This is a genomic window from Xanthomonas sp. WHRI 8393 (genome assembly GCF_040203315.1).
In the GTDB taxonomy this organism is placed as follows: domain Bacteria; phylum Pseudomonadota; class Gammaproteobacteria; order Xanthomonadales; family Xanthomonadaceae; genus Xanthomonas; species Xanthomonas arboricola.
On record NZ_JBEGGL010000001.1, the window covers coordinates 689691 to 712992 of the forward strand.

17 protein-coding genes and 2 pseudogenes are annotated in these 23302 nt (G+C 68.2%); 7 read left to right on the forward strand and 12 right to left on the reverse strand.

What is annotated here, in order from left to right; translation table 11 throughout:
* Positions 1-66: 66 nt before the first annotated feature.
* Complete coding sequence (locus ABQ137_RS03005; RefSeq protein ID WP_016904528.1) at positions 67-1257, forward strand: MFS transporter; 1191 nt, start codon at positions 67-69, stop codon at positions 1255-1257.
* A 143-nt stretch (positions 1258-1400) separates the two neighbouring features.
* Here the strand turns inward: ABQ137_RS03005 and yccS are convergent, their stop codons facing one another.
* From yccS to purH, 3 genes are all read right to left on the reverse strand, one after another.
* Positions 1401-3614 (reverse strand): YccS family putative transporter, encoded by a 2214-nt coding sequence (yccS, locus tag ABQ137_RS03010; RefSeq protein WP_349781116.1) that lies wholly within the window; start codon positions 3612-3614, stop codon positions 1401-1403.
* Positions 3615-3730: 116 nt separating this feature from the next.
* The gene (gene purD, locus ABQ137_RS03015) at positions 3731-5026 is read right to left on the reverse strand and encodes a phosphoribosylamine--glycine ligase (protein WP_349781118.1); all 1296 of its coding nucleotides are present in this window, start codon (positions 5024-5026) and stop codon (positions 3731-3733) included.
* A 120-nt stretch (positions 5027-5146) separates the two neighbouring features.
* The gene (gene purH, locus ABQ137_RS03020) at positions 5147-6730 is read right to left on the reverse strand and encodes a bifunctional phosphoribosylaminoimidazolecarboxamide formyltransferase/IMP cyclohydrolase (RefSeq protein WP_184615871.1); all 1584 of its coding nucleotides are present in this window, start codon (positions 6728-6730) and stop codon (positions 5147-5149) included.
* A 74-nt stretch (positions 6731-6804) separates the two neighbouring features.
* Here purH and ABQ137_RS03025 point away from each other — a divergent pair.
* From ABQ137_RS03025 to ABQ137_RS03035, 3 genes and pseudogenes are all read left to right on the forward strand, one after another.
* Positions 6805-6933, forward strand: a pseudogene (locus tag ABQ137_RS03025) (CDP-alcohol phosphatidyltransferase family protein); the annotation flags it as partial.
* A 119-nt stretch (positions 6934-7052) separates the two neighbouring features.
* Complete coding sequence (locus ABQ137_RS03030; RefSeq protein WP_349781120.1) at positions 7053-7367, forward strand: hypothetical protein; 315 nt, start codon at positions 7053-7055, stop codon at positions 7365-7367.
* A 682-nt stretch (positions 7368-8049) separates the two neighbouring features.
* Positions 8050-11669, forward strand: a pseudogene (locus ABQ137_RS03035) (beta strand repeat-containing protein); the annotation flags it as partial.
* 323 nt (positions 11670-11992) lie between these two features.
* On the opposite strand, the gene fis reads toward ABQ137_RS03035, so the two are convergent.
* From fis to ABQ137_RS03050, 3 genes are all read right to left on the reverse strand, one after another.
* The gene (gene fis, locus ABQ137_RS03040; protein ID WP_002804983.1) at positions 11993-12265 is read right to left on the reverse strand and encodes a DNA-binding transcriptional regulator Fis; all 273 of its coding nucleotides are present in this window, start codon (positions 12263-12265) and stop codon (positions 11993-11995) included.
* 116 nt (positions 12266-12381) lie between these two features.
* Positions 12382-13527: a DUF3426 domain-containing protein gene (locus tag ABQ137_RS03045; RefSeq protein WP_349781122.1), complete on the reverse strand. Its 1146-nt coding sequence runs from the start codon at positions 13525-13527 to the stop codon at positions 12382-12384.
* Positions 13528-13865: 338 nt separating this feature from the next.
* Positions 13866-14243 (reverse strand): helix-turn-helix transcriptional regulator, encoded by a 378-nt coding sequence (locus ABQ137_RS03050; protein ID WP_054591306.1) that lies wholly within the window; start codon positions 14241-14243, stop codon positions 13866-13868.
* Positions 14244-14390: 147 nt separating this feature from the next.
* Here ABQ137_RS03050 and ABQ137_RS03055 point away from each other — a divergent pair, with 147 nt between their 5' ends.
* Positions 14391-14894: a hypothetical protein gene (locus ABQ137_RS03055; RefSeq protein ID WP_349781124.1), complete on the forward strand. Its 504-nt coding sequence runs from the start codon at positions 14391-14393 to the stop codon at positions 14892-14894.
* Positions 14895-14906: 12 nt separating this feature from the next.
* Here ABQ137_RS03055 and prmA read toward each other — a convergent pair whose 3' ends face one another.
* Positions 14907-15827, reverse strand: coding sequence for a 50S ribosomal protein L11 methyltransferase (prmA, locus tag ABQ137_RS03060; RefSeq protein ID WP_349781126.1), 921 nt, complete (start codon positions 15825-15827; stop codon positions 14907-14909).
* A gap of 478 nt (positions 15828-16305) precedes the next feature.
* On the opposite strand from prmA, the gene ABQ137_RS03065 reads away from it, so the two are divergent.
* Complete coding sequence (locus ABQ137_RS03065; RefSeq protein ID WP_425525158.1) at positions 16306-17121, forward strand: hypothetical protein; 816 nt, start codon at positions 16306-16308, stop codon at positions 17119-17121.
* Positions 17118-17483 carry a hypothetical protein gene (locus ABQ137_RS03070; protein WP_016903365.1) on the forward strand — a complete coding sequence of 122 codons (366 nt, stop codon included), beginning with the start codon at positions 17118-17120 and terminating at the stop codon, positions 17481-17483. Before ABQ137_RS03065 ends, ABQ137_RS03070 begins: the two co-directional genes overlap by 4 nt.
* A gap of 172 nt (positions 17484-17655) precedes the next feature.
* Here the strand turns inward: ABQ137_RS03070 and accC are convergent, their stop codons facing one another.
* The 5 genes from accC to ABQ137_RS03095 form a co-directional block, all read right to left on the reverse strand.
* On the reverse strand, positions 17656-19023 hold the full coding sequence (gene accC / locus ABQ137_RS03075; RefSeq protein WP_016903366.1) for an acetyl-CoA carboxylase biotin carboxylase subunit: 1368 nt from the start codon (positions 19021-19023) through the stop codon (positions 17656-17658).
* Complete coding sequence (locus ABQ137_RS03080) at positions 19013-19468, reverse strand: four helix bundle protein (protein ID WP_184457347.1); 456 nt, start codon at positions 19466-19468, stop codon at positions 19013-19015. Before ABQ137_RS03080 ends, accC begins: the two co-directional genes overlap by 11 nt.
* A gap of 23 nt (positions 19469-19491) precedes the next feature.
* The gene (accB, locus tag ABQ137_RS03085; protein ID WP_016903367.1) at positions 19492-19977 is read right to left on the reverse strand and encodes an acetyl-CoA carboxylase biotin carboxyl carrier protein; all 486 of its coding nucleotides are present in this window, start codon (positions 19975-19977) and stop codon (positions 19492-19494) included.
* A gap of 97 nt (positions 19978-20074) precedes the next feature.
* Entirely contained in the window at positions 20075-20521 is a 447-nt protein-coding gene (aroQ, locus tag ABQ137_RS03090) for a type II 3-dehydroquinate dehydratase (protein WP_104623486.1), read from the reverse strand.
* A 455-nt stretch (positions 20522-20976) separates the two neighbouring features.
* Entirely contained in the window at positions 20977-23301 is a 2325-nt protein-coding gene (locus tag ABQ137_RS03095) for a protein-disulfide reductase DsbD family protein (protein WP_184515793.1), read from the reverse strand.
* Between the last annotated feature and the right edge of the window lies 1 nt (position 23302).

Consider the following 23302-nt stretch of genomic DNA (forward strand, 5'->3'; position numbering starts at 1 on the left):
ACAATACATTGGAAAGATGCCGCATCGCTGCCCACACTGCGCCCATTCCTACAGCAGGCACCTGCCATGACCGTCGAACCGATTGCCCACCCGCCATTGCCGCGCCGACTGGTGCTGCTGATGGCCGCCGCCACCGGGCTGGCGGTGGCGAGCAACTACTACGCCCAGCCCTTGCTGGAGACGCTGGCGCAGGCGTTCGGGATCCAGGTGCGCAGTGCCGGGGCGGTGGTGACCGCTGCGCAGCTGGCCTACGCGGCGGGGCTGCTGTTGCTGGTGCCGCTGGGCGACCGGCTGGAGCGGCGCGGGCTGATCGTCGGCCTGTTCGTGCTCAGTGCGCTGGGGCTGCTGGTGAGCGCCGCCTCGCATAGCTTCGGCATGTTGCTGGCCGGCACGATCGTCACCGGTGCCAGCTCGGTGGCGGCACAGATCCTGGTGCCGTTTGCCGCGACCCTGGCCGCCCCGCACGAGCGCGGGCGGGTGATCGGCACGGTGATGAGCGGCCTGTTGCTGGGCATCCTGCTGGCGCGCACCGCGGCCGGGGTGCTGGCCGGCGTTGGCGGCTGGCATACGGTGTACTGGATCGCCTCCGGCCTGCTGCTGGTCACCGCCTGGCTGCTGTGGCGCGGGCTGCCGCGGCACCCGGGCAATGCGCAGCTGTCGTATCCGCAGCTGGTGGGTTCGGTGCTGACGCTGCTGCGCGACGATGCGGTGTTGCGCTCGCGTGCGGTGCTGGGCGGGCTGATCTTTGCCGGCTTCAGCATGTTCTGGACCACGCTGGCGTTCCTGTTGTCCGGGCCTGCGTATGGCTATGGCACGGCGGTGATCGGGCTCTTCGGCCTGATCGGTGCGGCCGGCGCGCTGGCGGCCAACCGTTCCGGTCACTGGTCCGATCACGGCCATGGCGACCGCGTCAGCTGGGGCGGGCTGGTGATGCTGCTGCTGTCGTGGGGATTGCTGGCGTTTGCGCCGCAGTCAATCGCGCTGCTGATCGTCGGCGTGCTGCTGCTGGATATCGCGGTGCAAGGCGTGCACATCGCCAACCAGAGCGTGATCTACCAGCGCAATCCGAACGCGCGCAATCGCATCACCTCGGCCTACATCACCTGCTACTTCATCGGCGGTGCGGTGGGATCCACGCTGGGCACGGCGGCATATGCGCAGGCCGGCTGGAACGGTGTGGTGATCGGTGGGGCGGTGCTGGCGGTGGCGGCACTGGGCTGGGTGGGACTGAGCGTGGCGCGCAAGCACTGGAAGTAGGTGCATTGCCGGAACGGCGCCGCGGCCACCGGATCAAGTGGCCTGCGCGCGCACCGCGGTACGTCGGCGTCGCCGCCCACATCGATGCGGCAGTGGCTGCGCGGCGTGCATGCGCACCGTGCACGCGCACCGCCGACGACGCACTAGGCCTTGCTGCTTGCCAGGCGCGGTGCGCCCTCTGCCGGCGCGGTGGTGACCGCCACGGCAGCGGCACGCAGTTTGGGCAGCAGCCGCAGGGTCAGTGCCAGTTGGTCGCGCACCAGGCGCTGCTTGGGCGGCAGTTGCACGGCATGCTGCTCCAGCGCTTCGGCGGTGGCGATTTCCTGGCTTTCGTCGTGCGCCGGCAGCGGCTGGCGTTCGCGCAAGGCGGTGGCGATTTCGCCCAGCGCGCGCTGCAGGTAGTCGCCGGCCTGCGCGATGGCGGGATCGTGTTCGCCATCGAGCGCGGCGCGGTGCGCGCCGAGCGCAGACAGATAGCCGAGCAAGGTGTTGGACAGCGCCAGGAAGCGGAAACCGGCATCCAGGTTGCGCCGATAGCGGCCCGGTTCGCGCAGCATGTTGGACAGCGCCACCGACAACGCGGCATCGGCGTTGTGCATGTCGCGGCGCGCGATGCGGTAGGGCAGGTCGTCGCGCATGCCGCTGGCGTATTGCTCCAGCACCTGGGCCAGATAACGCGCGCAGCTGGCCAGCACCGTGGCCATCACCTGGTTGAGGCGGCGGCCCTGCCAGTCCGGCAGGATCAGGAACGAAGCGGCCGCGGCGATTGCGCAACCGATCAGCGTGTCGATCAGGCGTGGCCAGATCAGCACGAAACCATCGCCAAGCAGGTTGAAGCAGAACAGCGCCATCACGGTGATGCCGGCGGTAGCCAGCATGTAGCGATCGGTGCGGGTGATGAAGAAGATCAGGGCAGCGGCCAGTGCCAGCAGCAGCTGCACCTCGGTGCCGGGAAACAGCTGCATCAGCGCCCAGGTAGCGACCAGGCCGATCAAGGTGCCGGCGATGCGCTGCACCAGCCGCAGGCGGGTGGCGCCGTAATTGGGCCGGCACACGAAGGCGGTGGTGAGCAGGATCCAGTAGCCGTTGTCGGCATGGATGGATTGCATGATGGCGTAGCCGACCACCAGCGCGATGGCCATGCGCAGGCCGTGGCGGAACAGCACCGAGCCGGGCGTGAGTTGCTGGCCCAGGCGTGCGGCCATTTCGCGCAAGGTATGCGGCGATGAATCGCGCAGACGGGTGTCGAGGTTGTCGCTGGTGGAATCGGATTGCGCCGCTTCCGACAGCTTGCGTTCGATGCTCTGCAGGTTGGTGACCAGCAGTTCCAGCGCGCCGAGCAAACGTGCGAGTGCCGGGTCGGCACGCGCGTGCAGGTAGTCCAGCGATTGGCGCAGGTCTTCGGTGGCCAGGCGGCTGTTATCGCCATAGTCGAACGGGTGCCGCAGGCGGATCGCCTCGCCCAATGCCGCGCAGGCATTGCCTTGCAGCGCGAGCAGGCGCTGGCAGCGGTACAGCACGTCGCTGTGGAAGAACGCGTCGGTCAGCGCTTCGTAGGGATAGTGCGAGGAGCTGGCGCGCTCGTGGAATTCCTGCGCCATGTAGTACAGGCGGAAATACAGGCCCGATTGCACGCCCGGCCGCCCCGAGCGGCCGAAGCGGCTCATGATCGCGGTCTTGGCGGCGTTGAGCGCGCCGACCACCTTGGCGTTCTGTTCGGCGAGCGCGAGCCGGCGTGCGTGCAGGTCGCTCTGCCGCACCGGTTCGAACAGGTCGGCCTTGAGCTTGAGATAACGGCCCAGCTCGAAGAACAGCCGCGACAGCCGTTCGCGCACCGGGCGATTGGCGAACAGCAGGGTCCACAGGATCGACAGCACGCCGTACCAGGTGGCACCGATCAGCAGCAGCATCGCGCCATGCCAGGCGATCGACGGATCGTGGCTGCCGTGCTGGTCCATGCCGATCATGGCGTAGATCGACAAGGCCACGGTGGCCTGCGCGATCGAGGCGTAGCGCTCGCCCAACGCGCCGAGCAGGGTCAACGAGAAGGTCGCCACCGCCATGCCGGTCACGAACGCCAGCGGATACGGGAACAGCAGCACCACCGACGCGGCAGCAGCGGCAAAACACAGCAGCGACAGCAGCACCGATTTGATGCGGCCCAGCCAGTTGTCGTCGGTCTCGGCGATGGCGCTGGCGATCGCGCCCAGGAACAGCGCCGGCACCGCAGTGAGCTGCTGCCAGTGCCAGCACACGCCCATTGCCACCGCCAGCGCGATGAACACACGCAGGCCATAGCTTGCCTTTTCATGGGCCCACAGGCGGCTCAGGCGGGTTTCGAAGGAGGAAGTGGCCACAGTCTCTGCAAGGCAAGGTGCCCGGGCATTATTGCCGCAGGCACGCGCCATCGGGGTGGAGGGCGGCTAGTTCTTTGTCAGTAGCCGCGTTGTCGCAAGTGCCTGGGGCAAGCCGCTCAGGCCTGTGCACCCTGCTCGCGGGCGATCGCACGCCAGCCGATGTCATTGCGCTGGAAGGCGCTGGCCCAGTGGATCGGCTGCAGGCCGGCATAGGCATTGCGCTGCGCTTCCAGCACGCTATCGCCCAGCGCGGCCACGCACAGCACGCGGCCACCGGCACTGACCACCTCACCGTTTGCATTCAATGCGGTGCCGGCATGGAAGACCTTGGCGGTGGCCGGCACCGCGTCCAGGCCGCTGATGACCTCGCCGGTGATCGGGGCTTCGGGATACGGCCTGGCGGCGATGACCACGCCCAGCGACGGACGCGGGTCCCACTGCGCCTGCGCGGTGTCGAGCTTGCCGTCGATGGCGGCGTCCAGCAGATCCACCAGGTCCGACTGCAGGCGCAGCATCACCGGCTGGGTTTCCGGGTCGCCGAAGCGCACGTTGAATTCGATCACCTTGGGCGCGCCGTGCGCGTCGATCATCAGCCCGGCGTACAGGAAGCCGGTGAACGGCACGCCGTCGGCGATCATGCCTTGCACGGTCGGCTCGACCACCTCGCGCATGACGCGTGCATGCACCTCGGGCGTGACCACCGGGGCCGGCGAGTACGCGCCCATGCCGCCGGTATTGGGGCCGGTGTCGCCATCGCCGACACGCTTGTGGTCCTGGCTGGTGGCCATCGGCAAGGCGTGGGTGCCGTCGACCATCGAGATGAAGCTGGCTTCTTCGCCATCGAGGAATTCCTCGATCACCACGCGCGCGCCGGCATCGCCGAACGCATTGCCCGAGAGCATGTCGCGCACCGCGTCTTCGGCCTCGCTCAGCGTCATCGCCACGATCACGCCCTTGCCGGCGGCCAGGCCGTCGGCCTTGACCACGATCGGCGCGCCTTTCTCACGCACGTAGGCCAGCGCGGCGTCTACCTCGGTGTGCACCGCGTAGTACGCGGTGGGGATTCCATGGCGCGCCAGAAAATCCTTGGCGAAGGCCTTGCTGCCCTCCAGCTGCGCGGCCTTGGCGGTGGGCCCGAAGATGCGCAGGCCCAGCGCGTGGAAACGGTCGACCACGCCCAGCACCAGCGGCACTTCCGGGCCGACCACCGTGAGCGCCACGGCTTCGCGCTGCGCCAGTGCCAGCAGGCCATCCAGATCGTCGACCTTGATCGCGACATTGCGGCACTTGGCTTCGGTCGCGGTGCCGGCATTGCCGGGTGCCACCAGCACCTCGCTCACACGCGCGGACTGCGCGATCTTCCAGGCCAGGGCGTGTTCACGGCCGCCGGAGCCGATGACGAGGATTTTCATTTGAGTGCCGAGATTGGGGAGTCGTGATTGGGGATTGGTTGAAGCAAGGCAGAGACCGGAAACAGGAGAGACCAGAGCGACGTTGCCACTCCCGAATCCCCACTCCCGAATCCCGGCACGTCAGTGCCTGAAATGCCGCACGCCGGTGAACACCATCGCGATGCCGTGTTCGTCGGCAGCGGCGATCACTTCGCCATCGCGCATCGAGCCGCCGGGCTGGATCACCGCCTTGATGCCGGCCGCAGCGGCGGCATCAATGCCGTCGCGGAACGGGAAGAACGCATCCGACGCCATCACCGAGCCGGCCACCGTGAGCTTGGCTTCCTCGGCCTTGAGCGCGGCGATCTTGGCGCTGACCACGCGGCTCATCTGCCCGGCGCCCACACCGATGGTGCGGTGGTCCTTGGCGTAGACAATCGCGTTGGACTTGACGTACTTGGCCACGCGCCAGGCGAACAGCAGGTCGCCCAGTTCGGCCTCGCTGGGCGCGCGCTGGGTGACCACGCTCAGTTCGCCCAGCGACATGCCCCGGTTATCGGACGACTGCATCAGCAGGCCCGAGCCGATCCGCTTGGTGTCGTAGTTGTTGAGGCCGTTGCCGTGCGGGATCTTGAGCACGCGCACGTTGGCTTTCTTGGTCGCGTAGTCGAGCGCGCCGGGCTCGTAGTCCGGCGCGATCAGCACCTCGACGAACTGGCGATCCAGGATGGCCTTGGCGGTCGCCGCATCGAGGGTTTTGTTGAAGGCCAGGATGCCGCCGAAGGCGCTGGTCGGGTCGGTCGCATAGGCCAGCTCGTAGGCATCGCCGCAGGCCACGCCCACCGCCACACCGCAGGGGTTGGCGTGCTTGACGATCACGCAGGCCGGCGCATCGAACTGGCGCACGCATTCCCATGCCGCATCGGCATCGGCCAGGTTGTTGTAGCTCAGTTCCTTGCCCTGCAATTGCTGGAAGGTGGCCAGCGTGCCCGGCACCGGGTACAGGTCGCGGTAGAACGCACCGGCCTGGTGCGGGTTCTCGCCGTAGCGCAGGTCCATCACCTTGACGAAGTTGGAATTGATCTGCGCCGGGAACGGGCTGCGCGTGGGCACGTTTTCGGTGCTGTCGGCCACCGCCGACAGGTAGTTGCTGATCGCCGCGTCGTACTGCGCCACGCGGTTGAACGCGGCCACCGACAGCGCAAAGCGCCTGGCCGCCGACAGCTGGCCGTCGTTGGCGTCGAGTTCGGCCAGCAGCTCGGCGTACTGCGCCGGGTCGGTGGCCACCGCCACGCGGGCGAAGTTCTTCGCCGCGCTGCGCAGCATCGCCGGGCCGCCGATATCGATGTTTTCCACCGCATCGGCCAGCGTGCAGTCGGCCTTGGCGGTCACCGATTCGAACGGATACAGGTTCAGCACCAGCAGGTCGATCGGCACGATGCCGTGTTCGGCCATCACCGCTTCGTCTATGCCGGCGCGGCCGAGCAGGCCGCCGTGCACCAGCGGGTGCAGGGTCTTGACGCGGCCGTCCATCATCTCCGGGAAACCGGTCAGCTCGGCGACGTCGGTGACCGGCAGGCCCGCCTCGCGGATCGCCTTGGCGGTGCCGCCGGTGGACAGCAGCGCGACATTGCGCGCTGCCAGCGCGCGGGCCAGATCGATCAGGCCGGTCTTGTCGGAAACGGAGAGCAGGGCCCGGCGCACGGGCAGGAGATCAGAGGCCATCGGTGGGGGATATCAAAGCGGAGCAGCCCATATTGTAGGCCGCGCCGGCGCTTGAATGGACCCGTGCGCCCGCAATGGCGTCGATCCATGCGCCAAAAAGGCGCTGCCAGGCACTGCTGCGGCCGATGGCGGGCGCGCGGTCACGCGGCGGCATCAGCGCCGACCGGGCGTTCGCGGCAGCGGTGGCGTTGCTGGTGGCCGCCGCGGCATGCGCTGTGGCCGGGCATGCACGTGTGCCACCGCGACGGGATTCGATGATTGCGCAAAACTCTTTTTGGTTCCGGTCGTGCACTGACGAACACAATCCGGAGCCGGTCGCAGATTGATCAAAAAGACCTGTCTTCGGGCGTGGAATGCATGCCTGTTCTTCGGTAATGCGCACCTGTCTTCTGCTACGGCGACAGTTGCCAGCGACGGGCTGACCGACGATCTGTGCTCGCTGATCGATTCACTCAACCGGTTCACCAGCAACGACGCTTTCGGCGAGGCGTCCCGTCGCTACTTGCTGCAACGGCTGTCGCGCAGGAGCCAGCCTTGCCATCACTCCCCGCTGCGTCTTGCCGTCACGGCCGTCCATGACCCTGCGATTCAAGCAAGACACCGCAGCCCGCGTGCGCCTTGTGGCGTTCGTCGATGACCAACCGTCGCAGTGCCGGTACTGCCCTTGCCAATGGGCCGATCCGTCTCGCCCTCACGGCAGGACGCTCCGCACCCGTTCGTCGGCCAGGGCATGCATGCCGGTTTGCGCAGCTGCTCGGAACATTCCTATGAGATCACCCTTATGAATCGCGAAAAAGTCCTGGCATTACGCACCTGCACCAACAACATGTCCGATCACTGCGGGCTGATCTGGCCGCAGTCGGGCAGTGTCGAATGCCGGCATTGGCAACCCAGCATCAAGCAGGAAAACGGCCTGACCGGCCTGTTATGGGGACAGGGAACCAATGCGCATCTGAACATGCATGCCGATGCGCACTGGGTGGTCTGCATGGTCGATACCGCCGACATCATCTGGCTGGGCGAGGAGGGCATGATCAAGTTTCCCCCGGGCCGAGGTGGTCTACGCCGGCAGCCGTGCCGGTGCCATGCAGTGCATTGCCGCGGGCATTGCGCAGCACGCGCCGCCCCAGCCGGAGCCGCCGGCAACGCCGGTCATTGCCGCGGATTTCATTCCCAAGGCAGCGCAGGCGCAATTCACCGCACCGCTCGTCGAAAGCGCTGCGCATTCCACCGCGCCAATGCCGGTTGCGACCCACGGCATCGATCCACAAACCGCACAGGCTACAGCTGCGATCCTGCGCACACGCGAAATCGCCACCTACGGCAGCACGCTCACCGGCGCCGATCAGAGCCAGCTGATCGCAGGCTATGGAAGTACCGAAACCGCAGGTAACGGCAGCGAGTTGATCGCCGGCTATGGCAGCACCGGCGTGGCCGGATCCGACAGCACCATCGTCGCCGGCTACGGCAGTTCCCAGACCGCAGGCGGGGGCAGCACACTGACGGCCGGCTATGGCAGCACCCAGACCGCGCGCCATGGCAGCGATCTGACCGCAGGTTACGGCAGCACGGAAACCGCGGGTGCAGACAGCTCGCTGATCGCCGGCTATGGCAGCACGCAAACTTCCGGCGGCGACAGCTCGTTGACTGCCGGTTACGGCAGCACCCAGACCGCACAGAACGGCAGCGACCTCACCGCAGGCTACGGCAGCACCAGCACCGCAGGCACCGACAGCTCGTTGATTGCCGGCTATGGCAGCACCCAGACTTCGGGCGGAGAAAGCTCGCTGACCGCCGGCTATGGCAGCACGCAGACCGCGCAGGACGGCAGTGACCTCACCGCCGGCTACGGCAGCACCGGCACCGCAGGTGCCGACAGCTCCCTGATTGCCGGTTATGGCAGCACGCAGACCTCGGGCAACGACAGCTCGCTGACGGCAGGCTACGGCAGCACGCAAACTGCCCGCACCGGCAGCGACCTCACCGCCGGTTACGGCAGTACCTCCACGGCTGGAGCGGACAGCACACTGATCGCCGGTTATGGCAGTACCCAGACTTCCGGCGGCGACAGCTCGCTCACCGCCGGCTACGGCAGCACGCAGACCGCGCGCAAAGGCAGTGATCTGACCGCCGGCTACGGCAGCACTGCAACCGCCGGCGCCGACAGCACGCTGATCGCCGGTTATGGCAGCACCCAGACCTCCGGTGGCGAGAGCTCGCTCACTGCCGGCTACGGCAGTACACAGACTGCACGCAAGGGCAGCGACCTGACCGCCGGCTATGGCAGCACCTCGACGGCCGGTGGCGACAGCACCTTGATTGCAGGGTACGGCAGCACGCAAACCTCTGGCGGTGACAGCTCACTCACCGCTGGCTATGGCAGTACGCAGACCGCGCGCAGCGGCAGCGACCTGACCACCGGCTATGGCAGCACCTCCACCGCCGGCGCCGACAGCACGCTGATCGCCGGCTATGGCAGTACGCAGACCTCCGGCGGCGACAGTTCGCTCACTGCGGGCTACGGCAGCACGCAAACCGCCCGCAAGGGCAGCGACCTCACCACAGGCTATGGCAGTACGTCCACGGCCGGTGCCGACAGCACCTTGATTGCCGGTTACGGCAGTACGCAGACCTCCGGCGGCGACAGCTCGCTGACCGCCGGCTACGGCAGCACGCAAACGGCGCGCAAGGGCAGCGACCTGACCACCGGCTACGGCAGTACCTCCACCGCCGGCGCCGACAGCACGCTGATCGCCGGCTATGGCAGTACGCAGACCTCGGGCGGTGACAGTTCGCTCACTGCGGGCTACGGCAGCACGTAAACCGCGCGCAGCGGCAGCGACCTGACCACCGGCTACGGCAGTACGTCCACGGCCGGTGCCGACAGCACCTTGATTGCCGGTTACGGCAGCACCCAGACCTCGGGCGGGGAAAGCTCGCTCACCGCCGGCTATGGCAGCACGCAGACCGCGCGCAAGGGCAGCGACCTCACCACCGGTTACGGCAGCACGTCGACAGCTGGTGCCGACAGCACGCTGATTGCCGGTTATGGCAGTACGCAAACCTCCGGTGGCGACAGTTCCCTGACGGCGGGATACGGCAGCACGCAGACCGCGCGCAAAGGCAGCGATCTGACCGCCGGCTACGGCAGCACCTCCACCGCCGGTTCGGACAGTTCATTGATCGCCGGCTACGGCAGCACGCAGACGGCCGGCTTCAAGAGCATCCTGACCACCGGCTATGGCAGCACCCAGACCGCGCAAGAGGGCAGCATGCTCACTGCCGGCTATGGCAGTTCTTCCACCGCGGGCTCGGACAGCTCGCTGATCGCCGGCTATGGCAGCACGCAGACGGCCGGCTTCAAGAGCATCCTCACCGCCGGCTACGGCAGCACGCAGACCGCGCAGGAGCGCAGCACGCTCACCACCGGTTACGGCAGCACCTCGACGGCAGGGCATGACAGTACGCTGATTGCCGGCTACGGCAGTACGCAGACGGCCGGTTACAAGAGCATTCTCACCACCGGCTATGGCAGTACCCAGACCGCGCAGGAAGGCAGCTCGCTGATCGCCGGCTACGGCAGTTCCTCCATGGCCGGCCCGGACAGCTCGCTGATCGCAGGGTATGGCAGTACCCAGACCGCCGGTTACGACAGCACCCTGACTGCCGGTTATGGCAGCACCCAGACCGCGCAGAGCAGCAGCTGGCTGATCACCGGTTATGGCAGTACCTCCACCGCCAGCTTCCAAAGCTCGTTGATTGCCGGCTATGGCAGCACGCAGACGGCCGGTTACGAAAGCACGCTGACCGCCGGATACGGCAGCACCCAGACCGCGCAGGAAATCAGCTGGCTCACCACCGGTTACGGCAGTACGCAAACCGCCGGCCATGGCAGCATCCTGACTGCCGGTTACGGCAGCAATTCCACCGCCGGCTACGAAAGTACCCTGATTTCCGGCTATGGCAGCACGCAGACCGCCGGTTACGAAAGCACCCTGACGGCCGGTTACGGCAGCACGCTGACCGCGCTGGAAAACAGCTCGCTCACCGCCGGCTATGGCAGTACCGAAATCGCCGGGTTTTCCAGCACCCTGATCGCCGGTTACGGCAGCAGCCAGACCGCCGGTGGCGACAGCACGCTGACTGCCGGCTATGGGGCAGCACCCTGACCGCGCAGGACAACAGCTCGTTGACCGCAGGCTACGGCAGCACCGAAATCGCCGGGCAGGACAGCTCGCTGATTGCCGGTTATGGCAGCAGCTTGACCAGTGGCGTGCGCAGCTATCTGACCGCCGGCTACGGCAGTAACCAGATCGCCAGCTATGGCAGCTCGCTGATCGCAGGACACGAAAGTACCCAGATTGCCGGTCACCGCAGCATGCTGATTGCCGGCAAGCTGAGTTCGCAGACGGCCGGCTCGCGCAGCACGTTGATCGCCGGCATGGGCAGCGTGCAGACCGCGGGTGACCGCAGCAAGCTGATCGCCGGCGCCGACAGCACCCAGATCGCTGGCGATCGCAGCAAGTTGCTGGCCGGCAGCAATAGCTTCCTCACCGCCGGGGACCGCAGCAGGCTCACCGCCGGCGATGACTGCACGCTGATGGCGGGCGACCGCAGCAAGTTGACCGCTGGCAAGAACAGCATCCTGACGGCGGGCGCCAACAGCAGATTGATCGGCAGCCTGGGCTCCACCCTGACCGGTGGCGAAGACTCGGTGCTGATCTTTCGCTGCTGGGACGGCAAGCGCTACACCAACATCATCGCCAAGACCGGGGAAGAGGGCGTCGAGGCCGACACCGCCTATCAGATCGATGACGACAAGAACGTGGTGGAGAAGTTCGACGATCCGTTCGACACGCTCGCCACCATCGTGCCGGACCATGGCAGCGGCCCGGCCCCGGCAGCGGATCAAGCAGCGGTGACGCAATTGCCGAACTGAGCAGGCAACTCGCCCAGGCAATCGGCATCGCCGATTGAGCACTGCAGCCAACCGCCGGATCCCCGGCGGTTGACCCGATCAGATGAAGAGCGCGCGCGAGCAGGGCACGCTGGGCGCGACGGAAGTCCTGCGCCAAGGCGTGGGATCAAGAGCGAATACTTTGGGCAGCCCGACCCGACATCAACACGCTGCGCAGTCCACAACACGCAACGAGATCGTCCATCGGCCGCGTCATCACCAAGCGTGCCAGCGCAGCGCATTACCAGCCCGCAGCACACCCCAACGCTCTAACGATTCCCCAATCCCGATTCCCGATTCCCGTCCTACGTCAGCCCGTACTCTTTCAGCTTCTTGCGCAGCGTGGCGCGGTGAATGCCCAGCATCGCCGCCGCGCGGCTCTGGTTGCCTTCGCAGTGGTTGAGCACTTCCACGAACAACGGGATCTCCATCTCGCGCAGCACGATTTCGTACACGTCGTCGGCGTCGCTTCCGTCCAGGTCGCGCAGGTAACGGCGGACGGACTGGGCCACGTGTTCGCGCAGCGGCGACTTCGGGGCGCCACGACTGGTGTCAGGACGAGAGGGGGCTGCGTTCAAAGGAGGTTTCCCAGTGTCACGAAGCCGGGACGCGTGGCCGGCGAGGGGGAGTGAGTCTAGCGCGTGACCTCCCCGCTCGCCACGCCCGTGTGGCCGTGGGCGCAGGTCGGGTCCGCTCAGCGGAAGTCGAAACTGAAGGCGGCCGTGCTCGCGGCCGGTTCGCGCACGCGAAACGCCACCTGCACCGCCTGGCCCGGCGCGAGCGTGTCCTGCGCGGCCGGCGGCTGGCCCAGATACTCCTGCGGCGCCAGCACACGCGTGCCGATCACCCGCCCGTCGGCGTCGGACAGCGACAGCTGCAGCCACGGCCAGGCCTGCGCCCAGCGTGCCTCGTTGCGGAAGCTGGCCTGGATCTGCAGCACGCCCGGCACCCCGGGCAGCGGCCGCACCTCGCGATTGAGCAAGGTCAGCGCGGCCGGCTCGCGCCAGGCCGGCAGGGTGCAGCGCGCCACTGCACAGGCGGCGCTGACCAGCGGGCGCCAGCGCGCATCGGCCGCCAGCTGCGCGCGGTCGGCGATGACGATCTGCAAGGCCAGCAGGCCGACCAGCCCGAGCAGCAACGCCCACTGGCGGCCGCTGGCGCGCAGCCGTGGCCGGCTCAGCCCGCGCCGTGCGAATGCAGGCGCGGCCTGGGCTGGCAGTGGCTGGAACTGGGCGGGCGCCGCCGCGTCGGCAGCGTCCGCGTCGTTGTCGCCTGGCTCGGCGTCCGTGTCCGGAGCGCTGCCGGGTGCTGGCGGGGCGGCCAAGTCGGAAGCGGGGGCGGACGCGGTGCCGTGCTCACGCTGCCTGTCTGTGCCTGCCATGCCGCCTGCTGCCACGCCGCGCGGATGCGCGGTGGTCGGCTGTGCAGGGGCAGTGCCGGCGAGCGCGCTGGGGATGTCGCCGGGACCGGCCGCTGTGTCTTCGGCAGGATCGTCGGGCAGCTGGCGCGTGGTCGCCGTGGTCCACGCCAGCCGGTCCGGCTCGGCGGCATCTGCCGCGGTCTGGCCGGCATCGCCGGGTGGCAGCACGACGTCCACTGGCATCGAGTCGCTATGCGGCGTCGCCGCCGGTGGCGCAGACGGCGGCGGAACGAGCGCCGCCGCCGGGGCGGCCACCGGCTCGGCCAATGGTGCCGGCACCAGTGCGTCGGCCGGCACCGGCGGCGCGTGCAGCGGCGCGTCGGCGGCAGGCACCACCGGGGTCGGGATCAGCGACGGGGCAGCCGGCGTCGCACGCAGGAACGTGGCCAGGGGGCGGCGCGGTGGCGGAGTCTCGGACATCGGCAGGCGTGCAGCGGGAAGAACCCTATTCAACCACGCGCACGCCAATGGGCGAACCCGGGTGCGTCATGCGTGCGGCACGCAGCTGCGGGGTACGCATCCCGTTGGCTGGCCAACCGTCGCGCCGCTGTGACCACCCCGCCGCAGACCAAGGCCGCATTCCAGCGCAGACCGCACTTCAGCCAACGAGCAAACGCAACGACCGGTGCACGTCATGCACTCCGACTGAGCCAGCTACCAACACCGAGCTTGCCTCACAAACGAAGCCCCCAGCAGCCTGCCCCCGATTCCCGATTCCCGATTCCCGATTCCCGATTCCCGAATCCCGAATCCCCAACTCAACGCCGACGCCGCGTCTTGCCCTCGGCCAGCAACAGATCGAGCAGGCCGCTGCGCTGACGCGGCGCCAACGTGTCGAAGCGGTTCAGCAGCACGCGTTGCTGCTCGTCCAGATGGCGGTACTGCGCGGGTTCTTCGGCGATCGTCGGTACCGGTGGGCCGAAGGTGCGCTCGCCGCGGCCGGTGGCCAGGTATTCGAACGCCATGCCGCTGCGCTTGGCCAGGCCGATGAGGTTGTCTACCGAAGGCGCGGTGCCTTCCGCCATCTCCCACTGCGCCACCGCGCTACGGGTCACGCCCAGCTCGCCGGCCAGGCCTTCCTGGGTCAGCTTGGTCAGGGCGCGGGCTTCGCGGACGCGTTCGTACAACTTGCTCACACGGCACCGTGAGTGGGGAACGGGCCGGGAGATATAGCCCTAGCAGCAATCAGGGATAGTTCGTATGCCTTTCATATGCCGATATGTTTGCGATACTGTCCGGGCGTCAATGATGACGGGATCACAGCGAACTCAAGGAGGACATCCATGGTCGAGCCAGCCGCTCCCAAATCCGCCCGTTCCACCACGCCGGCAACGCCGCCCGCCGCGCCACCACCCGCGGCATGGCCGGCACATTCGCCGCTGGATCCGGCGATCACCCGCTTTCGGGGCGCGCCGTGTTACCAGGTCTGGCAGCGCCAGGACGCGTGGACCGCGGTGGCCAACGGCACGCAGTGGTCGGCCGGGCTGGCGCCGCGGTGGTGGGCGCTGCGCCAGCGGCACTGGCGGCTGCTGGCGCTCAGTGTGGGTTTGCTGGCGCTGGCCGGCGGCCTGGCCAGCCTGGGCCCGCGCACGTGGTCGCTGCCGGCCTGGGCGGCCTTGCTGCTGGCCGAGCTGGGCCTGCGCGTGCAGCTGGCCCGGCAGGCCGGGCCGTGGCGCAACGCGGCGCTGCGGCGTGCCGGCTGGCAGGCGGTGACCCGCCTGCGCGCCATCAGCGTGGCCGATGCGGTGACCACCGCGCAAATCCGCGCCGGCCGGCCACACCGCTGACCCGACGCGGTGTCAGTGGCGGCGTACGCCGTCGATGCGCATCCAGTCTTCGTCGCGTTCGCAACGCAGTTGCTCGAACCAGGGCGCGTAGCGCTGCAGCAGCTCCTCTTCCTGACCATGCAGGATGCCCGACAGCGCAATCCGCCCGCCCGGTGCCACGCGCGCGGACAAGGTGTCGGCCAGCGCATCCAGCGCCGAGGCCAGGATGTTGGCGACCACCACCGGATAGGTCTGCACCGGCTCGTCCTGCGGCAGGTACACCGCCAGCTGCGCCTGCAAGGCGTTGCGCTCGGCATTGTCGGCAGTGGCCAGCAGCGCCTGCGGATCGTTGTCCACGCCCACCGCGCTGGCCGCGCCCAGCTTCAGCGCGGCGACGGCGAGAATGCCCGAACCGCAGCCGAAATCCAGCACGCTGCGGCCCTGCAGCTCGCCACTGCCGGCCAGGCTGTCCAGCCAGCGCAGGCACAGCGCGGTGGTCTGGTGCGTGCCCGAGCCGAACGCCAGGCCCGGATCCAGACGGATCACTGCGGCGTCGGGCGCTTGCGCGGCCTCGGGCAGCGCGTGATTCCACGGCACGATGAAGGTGCGCGCGCCGAACTGCATCGGCTTGAACTGATCCATCCAGGCGCGTTCCCAGTCGCTGTCGTCGACCGTGCGGAACGCCACCTGGCTCCAGTCCAGCCTGGGGTCGAACGCTTCCAGCGCGGCGAGCAGCACCAGCGCATCGCTGTCGCCGTCGAACAGCGCGTTCAGCACCATGGTGTTCCACAGCGGCGTTTCGCCGACGCCGGGCTCGAGAATGGCGCGCTCGTTGCTGGTGTCGGCATTGGCGTCGAGCAGCGTCACCGCCAGCGCGCCGATGTCGTCCAGCGCATTCTGGTAACGGGGCTGGGTGGCGTCGGAGCAGGGCAGGGTCAGTTCAAGAAACGGCATCGTGGCGGTCGGGCAATTCGAAAGCGTGCATCGTAGACCATTCATGCCGGCGGGCTCCTGCGCGACGGGGGCCGGATAGGCAGACGCACCGCGTGCGCGATACGGCGGATGCCGTCGCCTGATCGGTGCAATCCGCACATGCGGCGCGATGGTGCCGGCCGCTGCCGGCGCAGCACGCGGGCGCGCCGGCAACCAGACGCCCGCTGCGCACCACGCACGCCACACCTGCGCAGATCACCGTCCTCATGCAATGCACCGTCCGCCGTTCGCATCGGCAGCGTCCGCTTGCGCGCCAGCGTGCGCGGGCGCGGGTGCTAGACTCCGCGCCGTCGCTGCGGGGCTTTCCGCAGCAGGGTCGCCGCTGTCCATGCCGCTTGCTCGTGCCCGCCATCTCTGGCTCTTGCTGGCTCCCGTCGCGCTCGCGGCGGCGGCCTGGTGGCATGTGCGCGCGCAACCGGGCGATTCGCCCACCGCCGCGCTGCCGGCGGTTGCCAGCAATGCCCGTGCCGGCGCGCCGGCAGCGGTGGCGCACGCGCCCGCCGAACGCGGCACTGCCCTGCAGCTGCCCTACCGCGATGCGGTGGACGCGCAGCCTGACCTGTACCGCTATGCGCAGCAGTTGCAGCAGCAGGTGCGCGCCGGCAATGCGCAGGCGGGGTGGCGCCTGAGCCGCGTCTACGATTACTGCGCGCCGTATGCGTCCAGCCCGGCCGGTTACGCCGCCGACAGTGCCTGGATCGCCGCGCAACACACGCCCGGCGTGGCGGCGATGCACGCGGCGCGCACGCGCGTGGCGCAACGCTGCGCCGGCTTTGCGCCCAGCGACGGCCTGGGCCCGCGGCTGGTGGCGCAGCAACGGCAGGCAGCCGCGCGTGCAGGCAACCTGGCTGCCGAGGCGGCGTTGCTGGCGCTGGGCGAGCCGCTGCAGCGCTCGCCCAGCTACAAGCGCGCGCTGGTGCAGCGCGTGCTGGCCTCGCGCGACCCGGAGGCCTACCTGGCGCTGGCGCCGGCAATGGGGGCGCGCGCCAGTGGCGATGACAGCCTCGACGGCTATGTGGCCGGCGATCAGTTCGCCGAGCTGGCCTGGCAGGTGGCTGCATGCCGGCTGGGGCTGGATTGCAGCGCAGACAGCACCCTGGTCACCAGTTATTGCGCCAACGCGGGCATCTGCTCGCGCAATAGCGCACAGGATTTCGTGTCGTTCGTATTCGATGCCGCGGTGCCGCGGCAGGGAGCAGACAGAGTGGATGAGATGGTCGATAGCTTGGTCTCCGAGCCGGGAGCGCAGTCATGAATTACCGTCGCCTGGCGCATGGCGCCAAGTTCTGGTTCTGGGTCGCGTTGTTCGTGGCGTATTCGGCCGCGGCCGTGGGCATCGTGATGATCGACACCGCCGATCACCGCTACCAGCCGCTGTCGGTCAAGTCGACCACGGTCGCCGCCGACGAACAGCAGCGACGGCATGGCGCCAGCCAGGTGGCCGCGGTGTACCGCGCCAGCAGCGCGATGCCGTTTTCGACATTGCCGGCCGGCTCCACCTTCCAGGTGGTGTGGCCGGATGGCTCCACCGAAACCATGACCGTGGTCGACCCGGCCTCCTCCAGCGGCATCGTGCCGGTGCCGGGCAGCCAGCAGCCGGCGCCGCGGATCCGGTAGTACCCAGGATCCCGTAGAAGCGCACCTGGGCGCGACGAGGTTCCACCGATAAAGCGCGGTCGCGCCCGGGTGCGCTCCTACGCATAGGTCGGCTGGCCTGCGCAATGCACCGGGCAACAACGCAACAAGCCCGGTTTCCCGGGCTTGTTGCGCGGTGCACTGGCCAGTGCGATCAGACCAGCGCGATCGACTTGTTCTTGCGCTCGGCCAAACGCTTTTCCAGATAGTGGATGTTCTGCCCACCGGCCTGGAAGCCTTTGTCGCGCATGATGCGCTGCTGCAGCGGGATGTTGGTCTTGATGCCGTCCACCACCATCTCGCTCAGCGCCACGCGCATGCGTGCGATCGCGGTCTCGCGATCGGGGCCATGCACGATCAGCTTGCCGATCATCGAATCGTAGTTCGGCGGCACCTTGTAGCCGGCGTAGATGTGCGTATCCACACGCACGCCCGGGCCGCCGGGCGGATGGAACGCGGTGATCAGGCCCGGATTGGGCATGAAGGTTTCCGGGTCCTCGGCATTGATGCGGCACTCGATCGCATGGCCGCGCAGCACGATGTCGCTCTGCTTGATGGTCAGCTTGCGGCCGGCGGCAATGCGCAACTGCTCGCAGACCAGGTCGATGCCGGTGATGCGCTCGGTGACCGGATGCTCCACCTGGATGCGCGTGTTCATTTCGATGAAGTAGAAACGCCCGTCTTCGAACAGGAACTCGAAGGTGCCCGCGCCGCGATAGCCGATGCGGATGCAGGCATCCACGCAGACCTTACCGATCTCGTTGCGCAGTTCTTCGGTGATGCCCGGGGCCGGCGCTTCTTCCACCACCTTCTGGTGGCGGCGCTGCATCGAGCAATCGCGTTCGCCCAGATGGATCGCGCCGCCCTGGCCGTCGGCCAGCACCTGGATTTCCACGTGACGCGGATTTTCCAGGAACTTCTCCATGTAGACCTGATCGTTGCTGAAGGCGGCCTTGGCTTCGGACTTGGTGGTTTCGATGGCGGCCTTCAACGCGGCCTCCGAATGCACTACGCGCATGCCGCGCCCGCCGCCGCCGCCGGCGGCCTTGATGATCACCGGGTAGCCGATTTCGCGCGCCACCTTGGTGTTGGCGACGATGTCGTCGCCCAGCGGACCGCCCGAACCGGGCACGCACGGCACGCCGGCGGCCTTCATCGCGCGGATCGCCTCCACCTTGTCGCCCATCAGGCGGATGGTGTCGGCCTTGGGGCCGATGAAGATGAAGCCGGATTCTTCCACGCGCTCGGCAAAGTCGGCGTTTTCCGACAGGAAGCCGTAGCCGGGATGGATGGCCTGCGCATCGGTCACCTCGGCCGCGGCGATCAACGCCGGGATGTTGAGGTAACTGTCGCTGGAGGCAGCCGGGCCGATACACACCGACTCGTCGGCCATGGCCACGTGCTTGAGGTTGCGGTCGACCGTGGAATGCACCGCGACCGTGCGGATGCCGAGCGTGTGGCACGCGCGCAGGATGCGCAGCGCGATTTCACCTCGGTTGGCGATGACGACTTTATCTAGCATGGGATTGGGGATTCGAGAGTGGTGATTCGTAGAGGGCGCCGGGCTCGCGCAGATGGCGCGATTCGTCCAGCGTGCGGATCAATGCATTGAGCCTGGCAAACGTGCGATTCAAAAGATCCAGGGTTGCCGTATCGGGCGAACCGAACTGCAGCCGTGCGGCAATCTGCAGTTGCGTATCCAGTTCCGCCAGCGAACCCCGCGCCATCGACAGATAACGCAGGTACTCGGCAGTGGAACGCCGCGCGGCGCCTTCGGCAATGTTGGAGGGCACGCTGATCGCAGCGCGCCGCATCTGTGCCGTCAGTCCGAAACGTTCGGAATCAGGAAAGTCGTGGCTCAGGCGGTAGATCGCTTCGACAAGCGACATCGCATCGCGCCAAACCATCAGGCGCTCATGCGGTCGCTCTTGCGAATCCCGGCTTTTCCACAGCCGTATGGCTGTCATCACGACTCTCCCATCCCCGCCGCTCAGCCAATCACAAACAACGGCTGATCGAATTCCACTGGCTGGCCGGTTTCGCCGAGGATGGCCACGATGGTGCCGGAGACGTCGGCTTCGATCGGGTTGAACATCTTCATCGCCTCGATGATCGCCAGCGTTTCGCCGGCCTTGACCTGCTGGCCGACGGTGACGAAGGCCGGCTTGTCCGGCGAGGGCGAGGTGTAGAACGTGCCGACCATCGGCGCGCGCAGCACGTGGCCTTCCGGCAGGGCGGCAGCCTGCTTGGCGCCGCCGGTGGAGGCCTCGGTGGGCGACTGCATCGGCATGCTGGGGGCGGCCGGGGCCTGCGCGGGCGGGGCAGGTGCGTACTGCTGCACCGGCGCGCTCATCACGGTGGTGCCCTTGGGCACGCGTGCCAGGCGCACGCTTTCCTCGCCTTCCTTGATCTCGATTTCGGCGAGATTGGATTCTTCGAGCAGGTCGATCAGTTTCTTGATTTTGCGGAGATCCATACGGGCCTCATGAGGTGAATCGGTGGAGGTTGCCGGCGGCTGCCGGCGGAAGGGGGTCAGGCCGTCGGCGCGGGCGCCGGCGTGGGTGAGCGGGATGTCATGCGTCGCGTTCCAGCCGCGCGATCACCGCTTCCAGCGCCAGCCGGTAGCTGTCGGCGCCAAAGCCGCAGATCACGCCGTCGGCCTTGTCGCTGAGATAGCTGTAGTGACGGAACGGCTCGCGCGCATGCGGGTTGGACAGATGGATTTCCACGAACGGCAAGCCCACGCCCAGCAGCGCGTCGCGCAGCGCCACCGAGGTATGGGTGAAGGCGGCCGGGTTGATCAGGATGTAGGCGGTGCCGTCCTCGCGCGCGGCGTGGATGCGCTCCACCAGCACGTGCTCGGCATTGGACTGCAGGCAGGCCAGCGCATGCCCGGCGGCCTGCGCACGGTCCACCAGGGCCGCATCGATCTGCGCCAGCGTGGTGCGCCCGTAGACATCCGGCTCGCGGGTGCCGAGCAGGTTGAGGTTGGGGCCGTGCAACAGCAGCAGGTGGGCCATGACATCCGGGAGAGCTGAAAGGCCGGAAGTCTGCGCGATGTCGCCGATGCTGTCCAGATAGGCGAAGTTAGGTCTGTTTTAAACGATTGTTTTAATTTCGCGGTGGCACGCTGCCGCGTGGGTGTGCCAGGCCCTGTGGGGCTGCGGTTTCGCGGCAGGCGCCCAGCCTTCCCGGTCGGTCGATCGCATGCCGACCATCTGCTGAATCACCATGGGGCGTAGTGCAGCGCGTTCCTTCCCGGAAGGGCGTGTGTTCGCTGCCGTGCATCCCCGGCCCCTGCTGTTATCTGTCGTGCTGTCGAGTGGCATGCTCGGCAACGCCGGCTGGTGTTCGCCGGGATCCAGCCACTTCAGCGCCGATCGGCGCTCGCTCCCTTCATCATCGACCCATGCCGTCCATGCATCAGGCACGCCGGTCGAGCCGGCGTGCTGGCCCGCGGGTCTGACCGACCGGCTCACCTAGCCGCGCGCAGCAACGCATCCTCGGTGATCGCGTTGGTCAGCACGGTCGGCAGCACCGCCGGCGGCGCGCCGGGGCCGTAGACCACGTACAGCGGCACGCCGACAGCCTGGTGCTGGTCGAGGAAGGCGCTGATCCTGGGGTCGACGTTGGTCCAGTCGCCTTTCATGTAGACCGCGTCGACGCGGCGCAGCGCGTCGCGGAAGTCGGCGCTGCTCAGCACGTTCTTCTCGTTGGCCTTGCAGGTCACGCACCAGTCGGCGGTCATGTTGACGAACACCACGCGGTTGTCGGCGCGCAGGCGGTCCAGCAACTGCGGCGAGAACGCCACCACGCCTTCGGCGGCAGTGGCGGCCGGCAGGCGCAGGCGGGTGACCCCGACCACCGGCACGATCGCCAGCACCAGCATCACCGCGGCCAGGCCCATGCCGATGCGATGGCTCTTCCAGCGGCTGCGCTCGAAGCAGAACAGGCCCAGTGCCAGCAGGGTGGCGCCAACCAGCATCAGCGCCAGCGCGTCCACGCCGCGCTGCTTGCCCAGCACCCACAGCAGCCAGATCGCAGTGAGATACATCGGGAACGCCAGCACCTGCTTGAGCGTTTCCATCCACGCGCCGGGCGTGGGCAGGCGCCGCGCCAGCGAGGGAATGAAGCCGATCAGCAGGAACGGCAGCGCCAGGCCCAGGCCCAGCGCCAGGAACACCAGCATCGCCAGCAGCGCCGGGGCGGTGAAGGCATACGCCAGTGCGGTGCCCATGAACGGGGCGATGCAGGGGCTGGCCACCACGCAGGCCAGCACGCCGGTGAAGAAATCGCCCAGCGGGCCATTGCGCGCTGCCAGCGACTGGCCGATGCCGCCCAGATTGCTGCCCAGCGTGAACACGCCCGACAGGCTCAGGCCCACCGCAAACATCAGATAGGCCAGCGCCGCGACGAACCACGGCTGCTGCAGCTGGAAGCCCCAGCCGGCCGCCTGCCCGGCCGCGCGCAGGCCGATCACCAGCGCGCCGATCGCCGCAAACGACACCAGCACGCCCAGCGAATACCAGATCGCATGGCTGCGCGCGTGGCTGCGGCTCTCGCCGCTGTGGGCCAGGCCCAGCACCTTCAGCGACAGGATCGGCAGCACGCAGGGCATCAGGTTCAACACCAGCCCGCCGAGCAGGGCCAGCACCAGCATCGCCAGCAAGCCCTTGTCGGTGTGCGGCGGCTGGGTGCGTTGCGGATTGTCGGCCGAGGCATCTGCGGCCGGCGCTGCAGTCGCCGCGGGCGTCGGTGCCGGCGCCGGTTCCGCAGGCAGTTGCCCGGCCGGCAACGGCGAGATCATCAGCGGCGCGGCCTGCGCCTGGTTCTGCGGCGACACCGTGCCGGCGGGCAACTCCAGCGCCACCCGACGGGTCATCGGCGGGTAGCAGATGCCGTCGGTCTGGCAGCCTTGGAAGGTCGCCACCAGGGTCGCCTTGACCGGTTCGGCGTGCTCGCGCAGCAGCGGCAAGGTGACTTCGGCCTGGTCGAAATACACCACCACATCGCCGAAGTGTTCATCGCGGTGCGCCTTGCCCTGCGGCCAGCGCGGCAGCCCGGGACGCACGCCGCCGGCGCCTTCCAGCGCCAGCGAGGTGCGGTCGCGGTAGATGTAGTAGCCCGGCGCGGGGGTGAAGCGCAGCAGCAGGCTGTTGCCGTCGCCGACGATGGCTTCGAAGGTGAAGGCCTGCTCGGCCGGCAGCGGCAGTGCGTCCACGCCGGCGGCCTGGCCGGTGCTGCCGAACAGCCGCGGGCCTGCCGGTGCGCGCGGCACCAGCGCGCCCAGGTTTTCGCGCGGGGTGGCGGACGTCGCGGCGGGAGCCGAGGCATCGGGCAGGCGCACGCGCAGCTCGCGGCGTTGCGGCGGGTAGCACACGCCGGCGTCGGCGCAGCCCTGGTATTGCACCTGTAGCACGGCGGTCTGCAACCCGGCATCGGCCTTGCCGGCCAGCCTGGCCTGCAGCTGCTTGCGGTAGGTCTGCACCTGGCCGAAGAACTCGTCGTGCTTGCTCTCGCCTTCCGGCAGCGCCAGCTCGCCGGCGGCAAAGCCTTGCCCGGATTTGACGCTGATGCGGTGGCGATACAGGTAATAGCCCGGCGCGATCTTCCAGTGCAGCGCGATGCTGTCGCGGCTGTCGGCGGTGGCGCTCAGGGTGAAGGCCTGATCCACCGGCAGCAGGTCGGCCTCGGTGACCGCGGCCTGCGCGGGCAGGGGCGCCACCAGCGCCAGCGGCGCGGCGAGCAAGGGTACGGCCAGCAATGCGCAGCGGGCGATCCAGCGGGACAGAGACTTCATG

Excerpts from the sequence above, each read along its gene's own strand:
- accC (WP_016903366.1), bottom strand. The coding sequence starts at position 19,023 with ATGCTAGATAAAGTCGTCATCGCCAACCGAGGTGAAATCGCGCTGCGC.
- prmA (WP_349781126.1), bottom strand. The coding sequence starts at position 15,827 with ATGCCGTTTCTTGAACTGACCCTGCCCTGCTCCGACGCCACCCAGCCC.
- purH (WP_184615871.1), bottom strand. The coding sequence starts at position 6,730 with ATGGCCTCTGATCTCCTGCCCGTGCGCCGGGCCCTGCTCTCCGTTTCC.
- aroQ (WP_104623486.1), bottom strand. The coding sequence starts at position 20,521 with ATGGCCCACCTGCTGCTGTTGCACGGCCCCAACCTCAACCTGCTCGGC.
- ABQ137_RS03070 (WP_016903365.1), top strand. The coding sequence starts at position 17,118 with ATGAATTACCGTCGCCTGGCGCATGGCGCCAAGTTCTGGTTCTGGGTC.
- accB (WP_016903367.1), bottom strand. The coding sequence starts at position 19,977 with ATGGATCTCCGCAAAATCAAGAAACTGATCGACCTGCTCGAAGAATCC.
- ABQ137_RS03005 (WP_016904528.1), top strand. The coding sequence starts at position 67 with ATGACCGTCGAACCGATTGCCCACCCGCCATTGCCGCGCCGACTGGTG.
- ABQ137_RS03045 (WP_349781122.1), bottom strand. The coding sequence starts at position 13,527 with ATGTCCGAGACTCCGCCACCGCGCCGCCCCCTGGCCACGTTCCTGCGT.
- ABQ137_RS03095 (WP_184515793.1), bottom strand. The coding sequence starts at position 23,301 with ATGAAGTCTCTGTCCCGCTGGATCGCCCGCTGCGCATTGCTGGCCGTA.
- ABQ137_RS03055 (WP_349781124.1), top strand. The coding sequence starts at position 14,391 with ATGGTCGAGCCAGCCGCTCCCAAATCCGCCCGTTCCACCACGCCGGCA.
- purD (WP_349781118.1), bottom strand. The coding sequence starts at position 5,026 with ATGAAAATCCTCGTCATCGGCTCCGGCGGCCGTGAACACGCCCTGGCC.
- ABQ137_RS03080 (WP_184457347.1), bottom strand. The coding sequence starts at position 19,468 with ATGACAGCCATACGGCTGTGGAAAAGCCGGGATTCGCAAGAGCGACCG.